Source organism: Streptomyces sp. NPDC033131 (assembly GCF_055578365.1).
Genome location: NZ_JBVIPA010000005.1, coordinates 46,637 through 63,929, shown reverse-complemented (window position 1 = coordinate 63,929; position 17,293 = coordinate 46,637). Strand labels below are relative to the sequence as shown.

Sequence of the window (17,293 nt, the reverse complement as noted above, 5' to 3'; positions counted from 1 at the left end):
TTCAGGTACAGCTCTTCGTCAGATTGCAGCACTTTTCGAAATGCGCCCTCTTTGTACCCCCCTGCCCGGACTAGCGTCCCGGAGCCATGGGACACCTGGACCACGCCGCCCTGGGGTGGCTGACCCCCGTGCTGTCGTACGCGATGGCCTGCATAGGCGCCGCACTCGGGCTGCGCTGCACCGTCCGCGCGCTCGGCGCCACCGGGCGCTCGCGCCGCAACTGGCTCGTCACCGCGGCCTCCGCGATCGGCACGGGCATCTGGACCATGCACTTCGTGGCCATGCTCGGCTTCAGCGCCGGCGGCACCGACATCCGCTACGACGTGCCGCTGACGATCGCGAGCCTCCTCGTCGCCATGATCGTCGTCTGTGCCGGCGTCTTCGCCGTCGGCTACAGCCGTGACCGCACTCGCGCGCTCTTCCTCGGCGGACTCACCACCGGGCTCGGCGTCGCGAGCATGCACTACCTGGGCATGGCCGCGGTACGGCTTCACGGCGCCGTCACCTACGATCAGGTGCTCGTCGGACTCTCCGTCCTGATCGCCGTCGTCGCGGCGACAGCGGCCCTGTGGGCGGCCCTCAACATCAAGTCGCCCGTCGCCGTCACCCTCGCCTCGCTCATCATGGGGGCGGCCGTGAGCAGCATGCACTACACCGGGATGTTCGCGGTGAGTGTGCGCGTCGAACCCTCCGGGGCGGCCCTGCCCGGGGCCACGGCGATGCAGTTCATCTTCCCCCTCGCCGTGGGCCTCGGGTCCTACCTCTTCCTGACCTCGGCCTTCGTCGCGCTGTCGCCGACCTCGGGTGAGCGCCAGGCCACCGCCTCCGCCCAGCGGCCGATCGAGGGGGCGGCCCACTAGCGGCCCGTACCCCGCACTGCCCGGACGGCACCTCCCGAACCACTCCCGAGCGAGGAGGCCATGCGTACACCGCGTAGGACCCCCACAGCCGGCGCCGAGACGCCGCTGCACACCCCCGCGCGCGGCCGCCGCGCGCATGCCGGACCGCCGGCCGACGAAGCCCCGGACGAATCCGTGGGCGTGATACCGGAGGACGCGCCCGCGCGCGCGGGGCGCCGGATGATGCGCCCGCGGACCGTCCGCGCGAAGATCGTCTGCCTGCTCATGGTGCCGGTGGTCTCCCTGCTCGCCCTGTGGGCGTACGCCACCGTCACCACCGCCCAGGACGTCGCCCGCCTGCGGCAGTTGCAGCGCGTGGACGCCGGAATCCGGGCCCCCGTCGCCGTGGCCGTGGCCGCGCTCCAGACCGAACGGGCGGCCGCCGTCCGCTACGCGACCGAACCGTCGGATGGGCGGAACGGCGACCTGAAGAAGCTCGCGGAACGCACGGACCGCGCGGTGGCCGCGCTGCGGCTCGGGGACACCAACACCATCGCCGACAGCGAGGAACTGCCCGCCGGAGTGGCCCGGCGGCTCGAAGCGTTCGTCACCGGCGCCGAACAACTGCGGTCACTGCGCACGGCCGTGCTCGACCGCCGCGCGGACTGGGACGAGACCTACGGCCGGTACACGAAGACCATCGGGAGCGCCTTCGCCGTGGGAGGTGCCCTCACCGGCATCCAGGACGCCGAACTCGGCTCCGACGCGCGCGTGCTGCTCGAGTTCTCCCGCGCGGGAGAGGCACTGGCCCAGGAGGACGTGGTCCTCGCCAGTGCGCGCCTGACCGGGGGCCTCTCGGGCGAGCGGCTGCGGTTGTTCACCGGAGCCGTCGACACGCGCCGCGCCCTCACCGAGTCCGCGGTCGCCGACCTGCGGGGCTCCGAGCGCGCCGCCTGGCACAACCTCGCCGGCGGCGGCGCCTACGCCACCGTGGGCGCCACCGAGGACAAGATCCTCGCCGTCGGCGCGGGCGCCCGCGCGATCGACGCGGCACCGGAAGCCGCCTGGAGCGGTGCGCACGCGCGCGTGCAGGACGGCATGCGGACCATCGAGGAGGAAGCGGGACGCGATGTCGCCGACCGGGCCGACCCGTTCACCCGGGGTCTGCTCACTCCCGCCGGCGCCGCGGTACTCCTCGGCCTCGTCGCCGTCGCCGCCTCCCTCGTCATCTCCGTACGCATCGGCCGCGGACTTGTCATCGAGCTGGTGAGCCTGCGCAACAGCGCGCTGGAGATCGCCCGCCGCAAACTTCCCGAAGCCATGGGGAAGCTGCGCGCGGGCGAGGAGATCGACGTGCAGGCCGAGGCCCCGCCCGGACCGCCCGCGGAGGACGAGACCGGCCAGGTCGCCGAGGCCCTGAGCACCGTGCACCGCGCCGCGCTGCGGGCCGCGGTGGAACGCGCGGAGCTCGCCAGCGGCATCTCGGGAGTCTTCGTCAACCTCGCCCGCCGCAGCCAGGTCCTCGTCCACCGCCAGCTGAGCCTCCTCGACAGCATGGAACGCCGGTCCGACGACCCGAACGAGCTCAGCGACCTGTTCCGGCTCGACCACCTCACCACCCGCATGCGACGCCACGCCGAGAGCCTGATCATCCTCTCCGGTGCGGCCCCCGGCCGCGCGTGGCGCATGCCGGTCTCCCTGACGAACGTGGTCCGCGCGGCCGTCTCCGAAGTGGAGGACTACGCGCGCGTGGAAGTACGACAACTCCCCGACGCGTCCGTGGTCGGCGCGGCCGTCGCCGACCTCACCCACCTCCTGGCCGAGATCATCGAGAACGCCGCCCAGTTCTCGCCGCCCCACACACGCGTGCGCGTCACCGGCGAGCCCGTCGGCAACGGCTACGCCGTGGAGGTCGAGGACCGAGGACTGGGCATGGGCAAGGACACCCTCGCCGAGGCCAACCGACGCATCGAGCAGTCCGAGACACTCGACCTGTTCGACAGCGACCGGCTCGGCCTCTTCGTGGTCAGCAGGCTCGCCGCCCGGCACGGCATCAAGGTCCACCTGCGCACCTCGCCCTACGGCGGCACCACGGCGGTCGTCCTGCTGCCCACAGCCCTGCTCCACGCCGGCGCGGCACAACGGCCCGCCCGTCGCGAGGAGGACGCGGAACGACCCGCGGAACACGAGTTCGCGCGCGTGGCCGCCACCGCACAGAACCACGAGTCCGTCCCGGCCCCGGCCGACCGCCCCGCCCTGGTCGCACCGGCACCGGCACCGGCCGCGGCCCGGGCCACGACCGACACCCCACCCCCCGGAGTCACCGCCTTGCGTCTGCACCGTCCGCCGGACGACGCCGCCGAGGACTCGGACGATCTTCCGCGCCGGGTACGGCAGGCGAACCTCGCCCCTCAACTGCGCGAGCGGCGCTCCGAGGAGCCGGCCCACGCCTCCGCCACCCGGAGCGACGACCAACGCACCCCCGAACTCGTACGGGACCGCATGGCGGCGTACCGCGAAGGCTGGGCCCGCGGCGGCGGCAGGCAGCCCGGCCGCGGCGACGCCCCGGATTCCCCGGCCGGCAGTGACAGCAGCAGCGAAGGAGACCCCGAATGATCCAGGACCCGAGCATGAGAGCCGCACAGCGGTCCGGCGAACTGGACTGGCTGCTGGACGACCTGGTGGTGCGCGTGGGCGCGGTACGACACGCCGTGGTGCTGTCCAACGACGGGCTCGCCGTGGGCGCGTCGACCGACCTGAGGCGTGAGGACGCCGAACACCTCGCCGCCGTCGCCTCCGGTTTCCACAGTCTGGCCAAGGGCACGGGCCGGCACTTCGGTGTCGGAGGCGTGCGCCAGACCATGGTGGAGATGGACGACGGCTTCCTGTTCGTGGCCGCCGCGGGCGACGGCTCCTGCCTCGCCGTCCTCACCACCGTGACCGCCGACATAGGGCTCGTCGCCTATGAGATGGCACGACTGGTCAAGCGCGTCGGCGAGCACCTGTACACGCCCACCCGCGTCGGCGCGCGGCCCCCCGCCGCCGGATGAGGCGAGAAGGCGGTCCACGCAGATGACCGAGGACATGACGGGCGGCCCGCGGGAGCAGGGCAGCCAGTGGTACGACGGCGAGGCCGGCCCACTCGTCCGGCCGTACGCGATGACGGGCGGACGCACCACACCCGGCCCCAGCGGGGTGCGCTTCGACCTGATCGCCCTCGTCACGCTGGACGCGGGGGCGCCCGGCTTCGACGACGACACCGCTCTGGGGCCGGAGCACCGGGCCCTGATCGATCTGTGCCGTCCGGAGACGCAGTCGGTCGCGGAACTCGCGGCGGGCGCCGACCTGCCCGTGGGCGTGGTCCGGGTGCTCCTCGGCGACCTGCTCGAACTCGGCTGTGTGACCGTCAGCCGTCCGGTGCCGCCCGCGCAGCTGCCCGACGAGCGGATTCTGCGCGAGGTGATCGAGGGACTGCGAGCGCTGTAGATGGAAGTCGAGAACCGGAGCCCCCGGAAAGAAGCCGCAGTTGTCCCCATGCACACACCCTCCGACGTCAACCGTTTGCCGGCCCTCCCGAGAGAAGTGATCGATGGTCTCCGATGACTCCGACGCCCAGGACGGCGACACGGCCGCGCTGGCGCTGAAGATACTGGTCGCCGGCGGGTTCGGCGTGGGCAAGACCACCCTGGTGGGCGCGGTCAGCGAGATCCGGCCGCTGCGCACCGAGGAACTGCTCAGTGAGGCAGGTCAGTTGGTGGACGACACCGACGGCGTGGACCAGAAGGTCACCACGACGGTCGCCATGGACTTCGGCCGCATCACCATCCGCTCCGGCCTGTCCCTCTACCTCTTCGGCACGCCGGGCCAGGACCGCTTCTGGTTCCTGTGGGACGAACTGTCGCAGGGTGCCCTCGGCGCGGTGGTCCTCGCCGACACCCGCCGACTGGAGGACTGCTTCCCCGCGGTCGACTACTTCGAGCACCGGCACATCCCGTTCGTGGTGGCCGTCAACTGCTTCGCGGACGCCCGGACCTACGGCGCCCAGGACGTCTCGCGCGCTCTCGATCTCGACCAGGGCACACCTGTGGTGCTCTGCGACGCCCGTGACCGTGACTCGGGAAAGGAGGTGCTGATCCGGCTGGTCGAGTACGCCGGGCGGATGCACACCGCCCGGCTGCTCGACTCGGTCAGCTGACCCTGGCGGTCGCTCTCAGTCGGCGACCGCCTTCTGTGCCAGGACCTTGTCGATCGAGACCCGGACGAGGAGTTCGCCCGGTACGCCGTTGCGCGTGCCGAACTCCTCCGCCCGGTCCTCGCCCATGTACCGCGCCCCGATGCGCCCCGCCCAGTGCCTGACCTCGTCGAGGTCCTCGGAGAGCCGGGCGCGGCCCTGTATGACCACGAAGCCGAAGGGCGGCCGGTCGTCGTCCACGCACAGGGCGACCCGGCCGTCCCGGGCCAGGTTGCGTCCCTTCACGGTGGTCTTTCCGGTGTTGAACACGACCTCGTCCCCGTCGAGCAGGAACCAGATCGGCATCAGGTGCGGGCTCCCGTCGGCCCGCACGGTCGACAGCTTTCCGGTGCGGGTGCCGTACGAGACGAACTCCCGCCATTCCACGTCGGTCATCTTCTGTGCCATGCCCCCATCCTCCTTGCCCCGGCGCCGGTGGTGGGGAAGGCTGGCGGAGAGATCCTCCGGCGAGGAGGAGACGTCACACGGGGAGACGGGAAACATGGGGCAGAACCAGGGACTTGGCTGGCTGTTGGACGACTTGACCGAACGCGTCGAACACGTGCGGCACGCCTTGGTCCTGTCCAACGACGGCTTGGTGACCGGGGCGAGTACGGGTCTTCGCCGCGAGGACGCGGAGCACCTGGCCGCCGTCTCGTCCGGACTGCACAGCCTGGCCAAGGGCTCGGGACGGCACTTCGGGGCCGGCCGGGTGCGGCAGACGATGGTCGAGTTCGACGACGCGGTGCTGTTCGTCACCGCGGCGGGCACCGGCAGCTGTCTGTGTGTGCTCAGCGGGGCGGAGGCGGACATCGGCCAGATCGCCTACGAGATGACCCTGCTCGTCAATCGGGTCGGAGAACACCTCGGTGTGGACGTCCGACAGCCCGAGCGAAACCCGGAAAACGACCTCTGACCTGCAAAGTCGACACCCCTCGTGGAGTTATCCACAGGCTTGCCGCGATGTCCGTCGGACCGGCTACGGTTTTTGTCACGGCGAGCGCACACAGCGTGAGCAACCGACTCCACGGGGAAGACCGGACATGCCTGTCGACACCATCACCACTTCGCACGGCCTTGTCTGCGCGCCGAGTCGCGCGGCACGGGAACTGGGGCTCAAGCGAGGCGAGTTCGATCTCGCCGTCCACCTCGGCCACATCCAGACGGTGCCCGACGAAGGCGGCGGGGGCCGCCGCGTCCCGCGCTCCGAGATCGACCGGCTCTGTGCGCACGAGGGCTTCCCGGAGTTCCTGCGGGCACGTGTGAGGGCTGTGGGCACCACGGAGGGGGCGGCCGTCATGGAGGTGTCTCCAGGGAGGTTCACGCGCCTGGCGCGCCTGGGCCTGGTGGTGCCGGTTTCCTTCTACCTGAACCGCTACCGAGCCGTGGTCTGGCGGTATCTGGCCGAGGAGCTACGGCAGTTCGCGGCCGACGAGAAGAACACCCGGCTGCTGACGGCGCGCATGCCCGAGGGAATGCGCGGCCAACTGGACGCCGGCCTGGATCTGCGCGCTCGCAACTGGCGCGGACGCCACCTGGGATTCCTGCTCCGGCAGGCCGGCGACCCGTGGGAGCAGGCCGGGGCGGTCGCCGCCTTCCTCGACCCCCTCCAGATCGCGGAACTCGTCACCGATCCCTACGAGCGCTCCCACGTGAACCGCTTCAAGCCGGGGTTGCCCGTCCACGGCACACCAGGCTCTCCCGCCGCGCACCTCGCCCAGCGGATCATGACGGCTGACGCCCCGGACGAGATCGGCTGGCTGCGGGCCGACCTGCTCCGAGCCGTGCAGGAAGCACGCGAGCACCGGCCGGCACCGCGTCCGGCGACGAAACAGGTCCCCGCGACGGACCGGGTTCCCGCGGCCGCGCACCACGGCCGACCCCTGCCAGGGGAACCGCAGCCGCAGCCGCCCCGGAAACTGCTGGGTTGGCTCCGCCGCGGCACCCCCCGGCCCGCACGGCGTGAACAACCTGCACGGCATGAACGACCTGCAAGGCGTGAACGGCCGGTAGGTCCCGAAGGGCCTACAAGGCCCTGAACAACCCCTCCTGGACGACCGACACGAGCAGGCGCCCTTCAACGTCGTAGATCCGGCCGCGGGCCAGACCGCGTCCGCCCGTGGCGATCGGCGACTCCTGGTCGTACAGGAACCACTCGTCCGCGCGAAACGGCCGGTGGAACCACATGGCGTGGTCCAGGGACGCCATGTCGAACCCCCGCGGACCCCACAGGGGCTCGACCGGGATGCGGACGGCGTCCAGGAGGGTCATGTCGCTGGCGTAGGTCAGTGCGCAGGTGTGCACGAGCGGGTCGTCGCCGAGCGGTCCGACCGCGCGCATCCACACCGCGCTGCGCGGCTCGGCGTCCTTGACCTCCTCGATGGTCCAGCGCAACCGGTCCACGTAGCGGATGTCGAAGGGCTGGCGGCGGGCCATGCGCTCCAACTGCTCCGGCAGCGCGCCCAGATGCTCCCGGATCTCGTCCGTGACCGTCGGCAGGGAATCCGGATCCGGGACCTTGCGGGACGGCGGCAGCTGGTGCTCGAAGCTCCCCTGCTCAGGCTTGTGGAAGGAGGCGGTGAGATTGAAGATCGTGCGGCCCTGCTGCACCGCGGTGACCCGGCGGGTCGTGAACGACCGCCCGTCCCGCACCCGTTCGACCTGGTACACGATCGGCACGCCCGGCCGTCCCGGGCGCAGGAAGTACGCGTGCAGCGAGTGCACCGGGCGGTCGCCCTCCGTGGTGCGGCCGGCGGCGACCAGTGCCTGGCCGGCCACCTGGCCGCCGAAGACCCGCTGGAGGGATTCGTCCGGGCTGAGCCCACGGAAGATGTTGACCTCGATCTGCTCCAGGTCGAGCAGGTCGACCAGTTTCACGGCCGGGTTCGTCATGGGTGGGATTCTCCTGTGCTCACAGCTGGCCGACGTCGGTGACGCGGACGATCGCACGGCCCTCGGCATCGGAGGCCGCCAGGTCGATCTCCGCGCTGATGCCCCAGTCATGATCGTCGTTCGGGTCGTCGAAGATCTGTCGCACGCGCCACAGGCCGTTCTGCGGCTCCTCCTCGATCATCAACAGCTTGGGGCCGCGGGCGTCGGGACCGGTGCCGAGGTCGTCGTACTCGTCCCAGTACTTGTCCATCGCCTCGCCCCAGGCGTCGGCGTCCCAGCCGGTCTCGGCGTCCAGCTCGCCGAGCTGCTGCACCTGGTCCAGGGCGGCCAGCTCGACGCGGCGGAACATGGCGTTGCGGACCAGGACGCGGAAGGCGCGGGCGTTGGCGGTGACCGGCTTGACCTGGTCGGCCTTCTCCTGGGCCTCCTCGGCGGTCATCTCCTCCGGGTTCGCGAGCTGCTCCCACTCGTCCAGCAGGCTGGAGTCCACCTGGCGGACCATCTCGCCGAGCCACTCGATCAGGTCCTGAAGATCCTCGGACTTCAGGTCGTCCGGGACGGTGTGGTCCAGGGCCTTGTAGGCGCTCGCGAGGTAGCGCAGCACGATGCCCTCGGTGCGGGCCAGCTCGTAGTGGGACACCAACTCCGTGAAGGACATCGCCCGTTCGTACATGTCACGGATGACGGACTTCGGGGACAGCGGATGGTCGCCCACCCAGGGATGGCTCTTGCGGTACGTGTCGTACGCGTGGAAGAGCAACTCCTCCAGGGGCTTGGGGTAGGTGACGTCCTGGAGTCGCTCCATGCGCTCCTCGTACTCGACGCCGTCCGACTTCATCGCCGCCACGGCCTCGCCACGCGCCTTGTTCTGCTGGGCGGCGAGGATCTGCCGCGGGTCGTCGAGCGTGGACTCCACCACGGACACCATGTCCAGGGCGTAGGACGGCGACTCGGGGTCCAGGAGCTCGAACGCGGCGAGTGCGAAGGTGGACAGCGGCTGGTTGAGCGCGAAGTCCTGCTGAAGGTCGACCGTGAGGCGGACGATGCGACCCTCGGCGTCCGGCGTGTCGAGCTTCTCGACGATGCCGCCGTCCAGCAGCGAGCGGTAGATGGCGATCGCCCGCCGGATGTGCCGCAGCTGCTGCTTGCGCGGCTCGTGGTTGTCCTCCAGGAGGTGCCGCATCGCGGCGAAGGCGTTGCCGGGCCGGGCGATCACCGACAGGAGCATGGTGTGCGTCACCCGGAAACGGGAGGCCAGCGGCTCCGGGTCGGAGGTGATGAGCTTCTCGAAGGTGCTGTCCGTCCACCCGACGAAACCCTCGGGCGCCTTCTTGCGGACGACCTTCCGGCGCTTCTTCGGGTCGTCGCCCGCCTTCGCGAGCGCCTTCTCGTTCTCCACCACGTGCTCGGGAGCCTGCGCGACGACGTAGCCCGCCGTGTCGAACCCCGCGCGCCCGGCACGGCCGGCGATCTGGTGGAACTCACGGGCACGCAGCGTGCGTACGCGAGTGCCGTCGTACTTGGCCAGCGCCGTGAACAGCACTGTCCTGATGGGTACGTTGACGCCCACGCCGAGCGTGTCCGTGCCGCAGATGACCTTCAGCAGACCGGCCTGCGCGAGCTTCTCCACCAGCCGGCGGTACTTGGGCAGCATGCCCGCGTGGTGGACGCCGATGCCGTGGCGTACGTAGCGGGAGAGGCTGCGGCCGAACTTCGTGGTGAAGCGGAAGTTGCCGATCAGCTCGGTGATCTGGTCCTTCTCCTCGCGCGTGCACATGTTGATGCTCATCAGGGCCTGCGCCCGCTCCACGGCCTGCGCCTGGGTGAAGTGCACGATGTAGACCGGCGCCTGCCTGGTCTCCAGCAGCTCGGTCAGTGTCTCCGTGAGCGGAGTCAGCCGGTATTCGTAGGAGAGCGGCACCGGTCGGGTGGCGGAGCGGACGACCGACGTCGGCCGGCCGGTGCGGCGGGTGAGGTCCTTCTCGAACATCGCGACGTCGCCGAGGGTGGCCGACATCAGGATGAACTGCGCCTGCGGAAGCTCCAGGATGGGGATCTGCCAGGCCCAGCCGCGGTCCGTCTCGGCGTAGAAGTGGAACTCGTCCATGACGACCTGGCCGACGTCCGCGCGCTTTCCGTCGCGCAGGGCGATCGAGGCGAGCACTTCGGCGGTGCAGCAGATGACGGGGGCGTCGGCGTTGACGGACGCGTCGCCGGTCAGCATGCCGACGTTCTCGGTGCCGAACATCTTGCACAGCTCGAAGAACTTCTCCGAGACGAGCGCCTTGATCGGAGCCGTGTAGAAGGTGACCTCGTCCCGGGCCAGCGCGGCGAAGTGGGCGCCCGCCGCGATCATGCTCTTGCCGGAGCCGGTGGGCGTCGACACGATCACGTTGGCACCGGAGACCGCTTCGATCAGAGCCTCCTCCTGGTGCGGGTAGAGCGTGAGACCGCGCTCCTGGGCCCACGACTCGAAAGCGTCGTAGAGGGCGTCGGGGTCGGCGGTCGGCGGCAGCTGATCGATGAGGGTCACCCACCCATCTTGCCTGCCCTTCTCCCCGACAGGGGAATCGGATGCGGGTACGAAGATCGCGAACGCTACGCTGTGTCGGCGACGGAGCGTCAGCGCGCCCGGTCAACTGGACAGCGGCACACGAACAATGGGGCGGGCAGCGGCGATGATGGGACCAGCACACTCACTCTCGGGCGCCGCGGCCTGGCTCGGCGTCGGTGCCGCGGCCGCCGCGACGGGACACACCATGCCCTGGCCGGTCCTCCTGGTCGGAGCCCTGATCTGCGCCGGCGCCGCGCTCGCCCCGGACCTCGACCACAAGGCCGCCACCATCTCGCGCGCCTTCGGGCCGATCTCCGGTGGCCTGTGCGAGATCGTCGACAAGCTCTCCTACGCCGTCTACAAGGCCACGAAGAAGCAGGGCGACCCACGTCGCTCCGGCGGGCACCGCACCCTCACGCACACCTGGCTGTGGGCCGTGCTGATCGGCGCGGGCGCCTCGGTGGCGGCGATCACCGGCGGGCGCTGGGCGGTGCTGGCGCTCCTGTTCGTGCACATGGTGCTGGCCATCGAGGGCCTGCTGTGGCGGGCGACCCGGGGTTCCAGCGCCGACGTCCTGGTCTGGCTGCTGGCCGCGACGAGCTCGTGGATCCTCGCCGGCATCCTGGACAAGACGGGCAACGGCTCGGACTGGCTGTTCACCGATCCGGGCCAGGAGTACCTCTGGCTCGGGCTGCCGATCGTGCTCGGTGCGCTGGTGCACGACATCGGGGACGCGCTGACCGTCTCCGGCTGCCCGGTCCTGTGGCCGATCCCGCTGGGCCGCAAGCGCTGGTACCCGATCGGCCCGCCGAAGTTCATGCGGTTCAGGGCCGGCAGCTGGGTCGAGCTGAAGGTGCTGATGCCGGCGTTCATGCTGCTCGGGGGAGTCGGCTGCGCGGCGGCGCTCAACTTCATCTGAGGGGCGGGGCCGACCCGCGCCACGCTCCGGGTGAACGGCTCGCGCTGCGCCGGGCCCGGTCTCTACCCTGCCCGGAGCGGGACTGCGCAGTTCCCGCAGGCTGCGGTGCCGTGGCAGAGCGGCCCATCGCGATCGGCGTGAGCGAGGCCCCGCTCACGCCGAGTGACGGGGACCGGGCGGGCCTGCCCGTCCCGTCCGCGGGTTCGAATCCCGCCGGCACCGCAGCCGACCAGCACCGCGTCCGCACACGAGCTGACCGGCCCGCCGGGGCGGTGTCAGCCCGTCGGGCCCCCGTAGCGCCGCTCGAACTGGGCGATGCGGCCCTCGGTGTCCACCGTCCGTGCCTTGCCGGTGTGGAAGGGGTGGCTCTCCGAGGAGATCTCCACGTCCACCACCGGGTACGTCTCGCCGTCGTCCCACTCGATGGTCTGGTCGCTGGCCGCGGTGGACCTGGTCAGGAAGGCGTAGCCCGCGGCACGGTCACGGAAGACGACCGCGTGGTAGTCCGGGTGCTTGTCCTGCTGCATGGATGCTCCTTCTACGGCGTCGGTGAGGCGCCCGAGGGCGCGGGGACGGCGAGATCAGCCGGACAGGGTCTCCTCGTCGACGATGTGCACCGCGGCCTCCTCGGCGGAGGCTGCGGCACCGTCGATGCCGACGTCCGTGGCGACCAGCGCGCTCTCCTCGTCCTCGTGTGCTCCTTCGTCGGGTGCCACGAGGCGGCCGGAGCGGGCCGAGCCGACCTCGTTGTCGAGGAGTTCCCCGTCGGTGCCCTCGCAGTCGCCGATGCCGTCGTCCTCCGGGACGGCGGGCTCCGGCAGCTCCTCGGCGAGCCGCTGGTCCAGCGTCTCGCCCTGCCGGCGCTCGGCGGCCGTCACGCCGCTGTGCTCCACCGCCCAGGGCCGCTCGGGAGGGGACCAGCCCCGGTCGAGGGGGTCGTCGACACCGTCGTTGTCCAGGGTGTCCTCCGCGTCGAGCAGTCCCGCGTCGTCCTGGATCTCGGACCCGTCGGGCTGGTAGACGTCGTCCCCCCATCCGTCGTCGCTGTTCACGGGTACCTCCAGGTGATGAGGGCGGGCACGTCCTCCCCGCGGCCGGCGACCGGCCGCGGGCGTACGGGCCGCACGCGGCGTGCGTCGGCGAACCGCGTGCACCGCGAGCGCTCCCCGAGCCGGTGCCGGTTTCCAGCCTTCCACCCCTTTTCGGCACCGCGCAACGCCACGGGCACGACGGCCCGCGGACGGCTCACTTCGGACCTGCCTCCACGCAGCCCGCACGGGGACGTGCCCGGCCCAGCCCGCCCGCCCGCACCGCGGCCGCGGTGCGGGCGGAACCCCCGCTCACCCGTGCCAGGACCGCCACAGCGCCGCGTACGCGCCGTCCGCGGTCACCAGCTCGTCGTGGCTGCCCAGCTCGCTGATGCGGCCGTTCTCGACCACGGCGATCACGTCCGCGTCGTGAGCGGTGTGCAGACGGTGGGCGATGGCGATCACCGTGCGGCCGTCCAGGACACGGGCGAGGGAGCGCTCCAGGTGCCGGGCCGCGCGCGGGTCGAGGAGGGAGGTCGCCTCGTCCAGAACCAGCGTGTGCGGGTCGGCCAGCACCAGGCGGGCCAGCGCGATCTGCTGGGCCTGGGCCGGAGTGAGCGCCAGGCCGCCCGAACCGACCTCGGTGTCCAGGCCGTCGTCGAGCGCACGAGCCCAGCCGTCGGCGTCGACCGCACCGAGCGCCGCCCACAGCTCGGCGTCGTCGGCGTCGGTCCGGGCGAGCAGCAGGTTGTCGCGCAGGGCCCCCACGAAGACGTGGTGTTCCTGGTTGACGAGGGCCACGTGCTCGCGGACCCGTTCCGCGGGCATCCGGGAGAGTTCGGCGCCGCCGAGGGTGATCCGGCCGTCCCGGGGCGCGTAGACCCCGGCGAGCAGCCTGCCCAGGGTGGACTTGCCCGCGCCCGAGGGGCCGACCAGGGCCAGCCGGGTGCCGGGGGCCACCTCGAGGGAGACCTTGCGCAGCACGTCCACGCCCTCGACGTAGCCGAAGTGCACCCGGTCCGCGTGCACGTTCCGCCCGTCGGGGGCCACCGCGGCATCCCCGGCATCCGGCTCGATGTCCCGGACGCCGACGAGCCGGGCCAGCGACACCTCGGCGACCTGGAGCTCGTCGAACCAGCGCAGGATGAGGTTCACCGGGTCCACGAGCATCTGCGCGATCAGCGCGCCGGTCGTCAGCTGACCGACGTCGATCCAGCCCTGCAGGGCGAACACCCCGCCGAGCATCAGGACCGAGCCGAGCACGGTGACATGGGTGACGTTGATGACGGGAAAGAGCACCGACCGCAGCCACAGGGTGTAGCGCTCCCAGGCGGTCCACTCCTTGATCCGGCGCTCGGACAGTTCGATACGGCGGTGGGCGAGCCGGTGGGCCTCGACGGTGCGCCCGGCGTCCACGGTCTCGGCGAGCGCGGCTGCCACGGTGGCGTATCCGGCGGCCTCCGAACGGTAGGCGGACGGCGCCCGCCGGAAGTACCAGCGGCAGCCGACGACCAGCAGCGGAAGGGCGATCAGCACGGCGGCCGCCAGCGGCGGTGCCGTGATCACCAGCCCGCCCAGCAGCAGGGCCGTCCACACCACGCCGATCGCGAGCTGGGGCACGGCCTCGCGCATCGCGTTGCCGAGCCGGTCGATGTCCGTCGTGATCCGGGACAGCAGGTCGCCGGTCCCGGCCCGCTCCAGGACGCCCGGCGGCAGCCCGACCGACCGCACGAGGAAGTCCTCGCGCAGGTCGGCCAGCATCCGCTCGCCGAGCATCGCGCCGCGCAGCCGCACCGCGCGCACGAACACGGCCTGGACGACGAGCGCTGCCACGAACAGTGTGGCGGTCAGCTCCAGACGGAGTTCACGCGCGCCGTCCGACAGCCGCTCCACGAGGCCGCCCAGCAGCCACGGGCCGACCATCGAAGCGAGCACGGCGACCGTGTTGACGGTGACGAGGAGCAGGAAGGCACGGCGGTGTCGACGGAACAGTTCGGCCACGTAGGCGCGTACGGTCGCGGAGGCTCCGACGGGCAGCGTGTTCGCTGTCGTCGGGGCCGCCGGGTCGTACGCCGGTGGCGCCACGCCGATCATGCTGTCTCCTCGATTTCCGTCAGTTCGTCGAGCTCTTCGAGTACGCCGTTCAGGGCGGCCTCTTCGTCGGTCTCGCGGGTCACGACCGCCCGGTACCGGGGGTCCTGGTGGACGAGTTCGCGATGTACGCCGACCGCCACGACCTCGCCGTCGTGCACCAGGACGACCCGGTCGGCGCGGTCGAGGAGCAGGGGCGAGGAGGTGAACATGACCGTCGTGCGCCCCGCCCGGAGCTCGCGCACGCTCTCCGCGATCCGTGCCTCGGTGTGCGAGTCGACGGCGGAGGTCGGCTCGTCCAGGACCAGTACCTCCGGGTCGGTGAGCAGCGACCGGGCCAGTGCGAGCCGCTGGCGCTGGCCGCCGGACAGGGAGCGTCCGCGTTCGGTGATGCGGGCGTCCATCGGATCCTCGGCGCCGAGCGATCCCTGGACCAGGGCGGTCAGCACATCCCCGCACTGTGCGGCCGCCAGGGCCTTCGCGGCGTCGACGTCACCCGACGCGGGCACGTCGAGCAGCTCGCGCAGTGCACCGGACAGCAGGACCGGGTCCTTGTCCTGGACGAGGACGGCCGTCCGGGCGGAGTCGAGCGGGAGCTCGTCGAGAGGCACCCCGCCGAGCAGTACCGACGCGCCCGCCTCCGAGGGGTGGCCGCCCAGCCGTTCCGCCAGGCGCCCGGCCGCGTCCGGGTCGCCGCAGACCACTGCGGTGAACCGGCCGGAGGGGGCGAGCAGACCGGTCGTCGGGTCGTACAGGTCGCCGGAGGGCACCTCGGCGGCCCGCGACCCGACGGTGTCTGTCGCGCGCTCCAGCGACAGCACACGCGCGGCCCGTTTGGCCGAGGGGCGCGAGAAGGAGTAGGCCATCGCGATCTCTTCGAAGTGGCGCAGGGGATAGGTGAGGACCATGACCGAGCTGTAGACGGTGACCAGTTCGCCGACGCCGATGCGGCCCTGCCGGGCCAGCTGGACGCCGTACCAGACGACCGCGACCATCAGCAGCCCCGGCAGCAGCACCTGGATCGCGGAGATGAGGGCCCACATCCGGGCGCTGCGCACGGCCGCGTGGCGGACTTCCTGGGAGGCACGGCGGTAGCGGTCGAGGAAGAGTTCCTCGCCACCGATGCCGCGCAGCACGCGCAGTCCGGCGACGGTGTCCGAGGCGAGTTCGGTGGCCCGTCCGGCCTTCTCGCGCTGGAAGTCGGCACGCCGGGTCGCTCGGGGCAGCAGCGGCAGCACCGACAGCGCCAGCACCGGCAGGCCCACGGCGACGACTGCGCCGAGCGCGGGTTCGTAGACGACCAGGCCGACGCAGACCAGCACGATGGTGACCGCCGCCGCGGTGAACCGCGACCAGGCCTCGACGAACCAGCCGATCTTCTCGACGTCACCCGTGGAGACGGCCACGACCTCGCCGGCCGCCACGCGCCGGGTCAGTGCGGAGCCCAGCTGGGCGGCCTTGTGGGCCAGCAGCTGCTGGACGCGGGCGGCCGCCGTGATCCAGTTGGTGACGGCGGTGCGGTGCAGGAAGGTGTCGCCGATCGCCTGCCCGGCGCAGCACAGCGCCAGCAGCCCGCCGGCGAGAGCGAGTCGCCGACCGGAGTCGTCGACGACGGCCTGGACGGCGAGACCTACACAGAACGGCAGCGCGGAGACGGACAGGAAGTGCAGCAGTCCCCATGCCAGAGACTTGAACTGGCCTCCCAGCTGATTCCGGAAGAGCCACCACAGGAATCGGGGACCTGAGCGCGCGTCGGGCACGCCCGGATCGGGATACGGAAGGTCTTGGATCTGCATGACGTCCCAGTGGCTCGTGTCAGGGGGGTGGAGGGATCCGCGAACGGCGGCAGCAAACCGTGAAAGGTTCGCGTCGCAACGTGCTCGGGGGCAACCGGTTTTTCGCTGCGGTGCACAGAACCGGCTACCGGTGCGGACCGGCTGCCGGTGCGCAGACCCGGCTCCCTGTGATGGTGGGACCATGGAGCGATGCGCAGGGGCAGCGGTGCAGGGCGTGCGGTGGTGGCGTCGGCGGTCGGTGGGTTGCTTCTGGCGGTCACGTCCGCGTGCGGTGGCGGCGCCGAGCCGAGCGGCAAAGGGGACGCGGGCTCCGTCGGGAAGGCCGCCCCGACCCGCCGGGCCGGCGCCGACCCGAGGCGCACGACCCGCATCCCCGATGTCGGTGACCGGCTGCAGCGGCGCATCCCCGCCGACTCCCGCCAGGTCGTGGCGGTCTACGGCGAAGGCGGGAACTCCGCGGACTCCCAGGCCGTGCTGTACAAGAAGCACGGCACGGCCTGGGACAGGACTCGCAGCTGGTCGGCGCACAACGGCAAGAAGGGCTGGACCGCCGACCATCACGAGGACGACGACCGCAGCCCGGTCGGTGTGTTCACGCTCAGCGACGCGGGCGGCGTGCTGCCGGACCCGGGGGCCGGGCTCCCGTACACGCGATCCAGCGCGTTCGCGGCCCCGCGCTGGTGGCCGAAGTCGTACTGGCACGACTTCGACTACGTCATCGCCATCGACTACAACCGCGTCAAGGGCACCCCGCCGAACGATCCGACCCGCCCCGAAGGCACTTCCAAGGGTGGCGGGATCTGGCTGCACCTGGACCACGGCAGCGGTACGTCGGCGTGCGTCAGCCTGCCGGAGCCGGCGATGCGGTATCTGCTGCGGACGCTCGACCCGGATCGGCGTCCCGTGGTGGTGATGGGGGACAGGGCCCGCCTGAAGACGTAGG

16 protein-coding genes and 1 tRNA gene are annotated in these 17,293 nt (G+C 71.6%); 10 read left to right on the top strand and 7 right to left on the bottom strand.

The window, feature by feature from the left end; genetic code table 11:
* The first annotated feature begins 86 nt into the window (after window positions 1–86).
* From ACZ5XS_RS09025 to ACZ5XS_RS09005, 5 genes are all read left to right on the top strand, one after another.
* Complete coding sequence (locus tag ACZ5XS_RS09025; RefSeq protein WP_468649256.1) at window positions 87–860, top strand: MHYT domain-containing protein; 774 nt, start codon at window positions 87–89, stop codon at window positions 858–860.
* Between the two features lie 60 nt (window positions 861–920).
* Window positions 921–3,455: a sensor histidine kinase gene (locus ACZ5XS_RS09020; protein WP_468649254.1), complete on the top strand. Its 2,535-nt coding sequence runs from the start codon at window positions 921–923 to the stop codon at window positions 3,453–3,455.
* Window positions 3,452–3,889 carry a roadblock/LC7 domain-containing protein gene (locus ACZ5XS_RS09015; protein WP_468649252.1) on the top strand — a complete coding sequence of 146 codons (438 nt, stop codon included), beginning with the start codon at window positions 3,452–3,454 and terminating at the stop codon, window positions 3,887–3,889. Before ACZ5XS_RS09020 ends, ACZ5XS_RS09015 begins: the two co-directional genes overlap by 4 nt.
* Window positions 3,890–3,911: 22 nt before the next feature.
* Window positions 3,912–4,325: a DUF742 domain-containing protein gene (locus tag ACZ5XS_RS09010; protein ID WP_468649250.1), complete on the top strand. Its 414-nt coding sequence runs from the start codon at window positions 3,912–3,914 to the stop codon at window positions 4,323–4,325.
* A 103-nt stretch (window positions 4,326–4,428) separates the two neighbouring features.
* Window positions 4,429–5,034 (top strand): GTP-binding protein, encoded by a 606-nt coding sequence (locus ACZ5XS_RS09005; RefSeq protein WP_468649248.1) that lies wholly within the window; start codon window positions 4,429–4,431, stop codon window positions 5,032–5,034.
* A gap of 15 nt (window positions 5,035–5,049) precedes the next feature.
* On the opposite strand, the gene ACZ5XS_RS09000 is transcribed toward ACZ5XS_RS09005, so the two are convergent.
* A complete protein-coding gene (locus ACZ5XS_RS09000) occupies window positions 5,050–5,478 on the bottom strand; it encodes a PPOX class F420-dependent oxidoreductase (RefSeq protein WP_468649246.1) in 429 nt (142 codons plus the stop codon).
* A gap of 94 nt (window positions 5,479–5,572) precedes the next feature.
* Here ACZ5XS_RS09000 and ACZ5XS_RS08995 point away from each other — a divergent pair, with 94 nt between their 5' ends.
* Both ACZ5XS_RS08995 and ACZ5XS_RS08990 read left to right on the top strand, forming a co-directional pair.
* The gene (locus tag ACZ5XS_RS08995) at window positions 5,573–5,986 is read left to right on the top strand and encodes a roadblock/LC7 domain-containing protein (RefSeq protein WP_468649244.1); all 414 of its coding nucleotides are present in this window, start codon (window positions 5,573–5,575) and stop codon (window positions 5,984–5,986) included.
* Between the two features lie 127 nt (window positions 5,987–6,113).
* Window positions 6,114–7,109, top strand: a complete 996-nt coding sequence (locus ACZ5XS_RS08990) for a DUF6397 family protein (RefSeq protein ID WP_468649242.1) — start codon at window positions 6,114–6,116, stop codon at window positions 7,107–7,109.
* On the opposite strand, the gene ACZ5XS_RS08985 is transcribed toward ACZ5XS_RS08990, so the two are convergent.
* Both ACZ5XS_RS08985 and ACZ5XS_RS08980 read right to left on the bottom strand, forming a co-directional pair.
* Entirely contained in the window at window positions 7,096–7,962 is an 867-nt protein-coding gene (locus tag ACZ5XS_RS08985) for an acyl-CoA thioesterase (RefSeq protein ID WP_468649240.1), read from the bottom strand. The two genes, ACZ5XS_RS08990 and ACZ5XS_RS08985, sit on opposite strands and share 14 nt — an antisense overlap.
* 19 nt (window positions 7,963–7,981) lie before the next feature.
* A complete protein-coding gene (locus tag ACZ5XS_RS08980) occupies window positions 7,982–10,495 on the bottom strand; it encodes a DEAD/DEAH box helicase (RefSeq protein WP_468649238.1) in 2,514 nt (837 codons plus the stop codon).
* Window positions 10,496–10,640: 145 nt separating this feature from the next.
* Here ACZ5XS_RS08980 and ACZ5XS_RS08975 point away from each other — a divergent pair, with 145 nt between their 5' ends.
* Together ACZ5XS_RS08975 and ACZ5XS_RS08970 are read left to right on the top strand one after the other, a co-directional pair.
* Window positions 10,641–11,435: a metal-dependent hydrolase gene (locus tag ACZ5XS_RS08975; RefSeq protein WP_468649236.1), complete on the top strand. Its 795-nt coding sequence runs from the start codon at window positions 10,641–10,643 to the stop codon at window positions 11,433–11,435.
* Window positions 11,436–11,539: 104 nt separating this feature from the next.
* Window positions 11,540–11,657: transfer RNA gene (locus ACZ5XS_RS08970), tRNA-OTHER, on the top strand.
* 53 nt (window positions 11,658–11,710) lie between these two features.
* Here ACZ5XS_RS08970 and ACZ5XS_RS08965 read toward each other — a convergent pair.
* The 4 genes from ACZ5XS_RS08965 to ACZ5XS_RS08950 form a co-directional block, all read right to left on the bottom strand.
* On the bottom strand, window positions 11,711–11,962 hold the full coding sequence (locus ACZ5XS_RS08965) for a type B 50S ribosomal protein L31 (protein WP_468649234.1): 252 nt from the start codon (window positions 11,960–11,962) through the stop codon (window positions 11,711–11,713).
* A 54-nt stretch (window positions 11,963–12,016) separates the two neighbouring features.
* Window positions 12,017–12,487: a DUF5709 domain-containing protein gene (locus ACZ5XS_RS08960; protein WP_217241939.1), complete on the bottom strand. Its 471-nt coding sequence runs from the start codon at window positions 12,485–12,487 to the stop codon at window positions 12,017–12,019.
* 288 nt (window positions 12,488–12,775) lie between these two features.
* The gene (locus ACZ5XS_RS08955; RefSeq protein ID WP_468649232.1) at window positions 12,776–14,557 is read right to left on the bottom strand and encodes an ABC transporter ATP-binding protein; all 1,782 of its coding nucleotides are present in this window, start codon (window positions 14,555–14,557) and stop codon (window positions 12,776–12,778) included.
* Complete coding sequence (locus ACZ5XS_RS08950; RefSeq protein WP_468649230.1) at window positions 14,554–16,350, bottom strand: ABC transporter ATP-binding protein; 1,797 nt, start codon at window positions 16,348–16,350, stop codon at window positions 14,554–14,556. The genes ACZ5XS_RS08955 and ACZ5XS_RS08950 overlap by 4 nt, the downstream gene beginning before the upstream one ends.
* A gap of 189 nt (window positions 16,351–16,539) precedes the next feature.
* On the opposite strand from ACZ5XS_RS08950, the gene ACZ5XS_RS08945 reads away from it, so the two are divergent.
* Window positions 16,540–17,292 (top strand): L,D-transpeptidase family protein, encoded by a 753-nt coding sequence (locus ACZ5XS_RS08945; RefSeq protein WP_468649228.1) that lies wholly within the window; start codon window positions 16,540–16,542, stop codon window positions 17,290–17,292.
* Window position 17,293 lies beyond the last annotated feature (1 nt).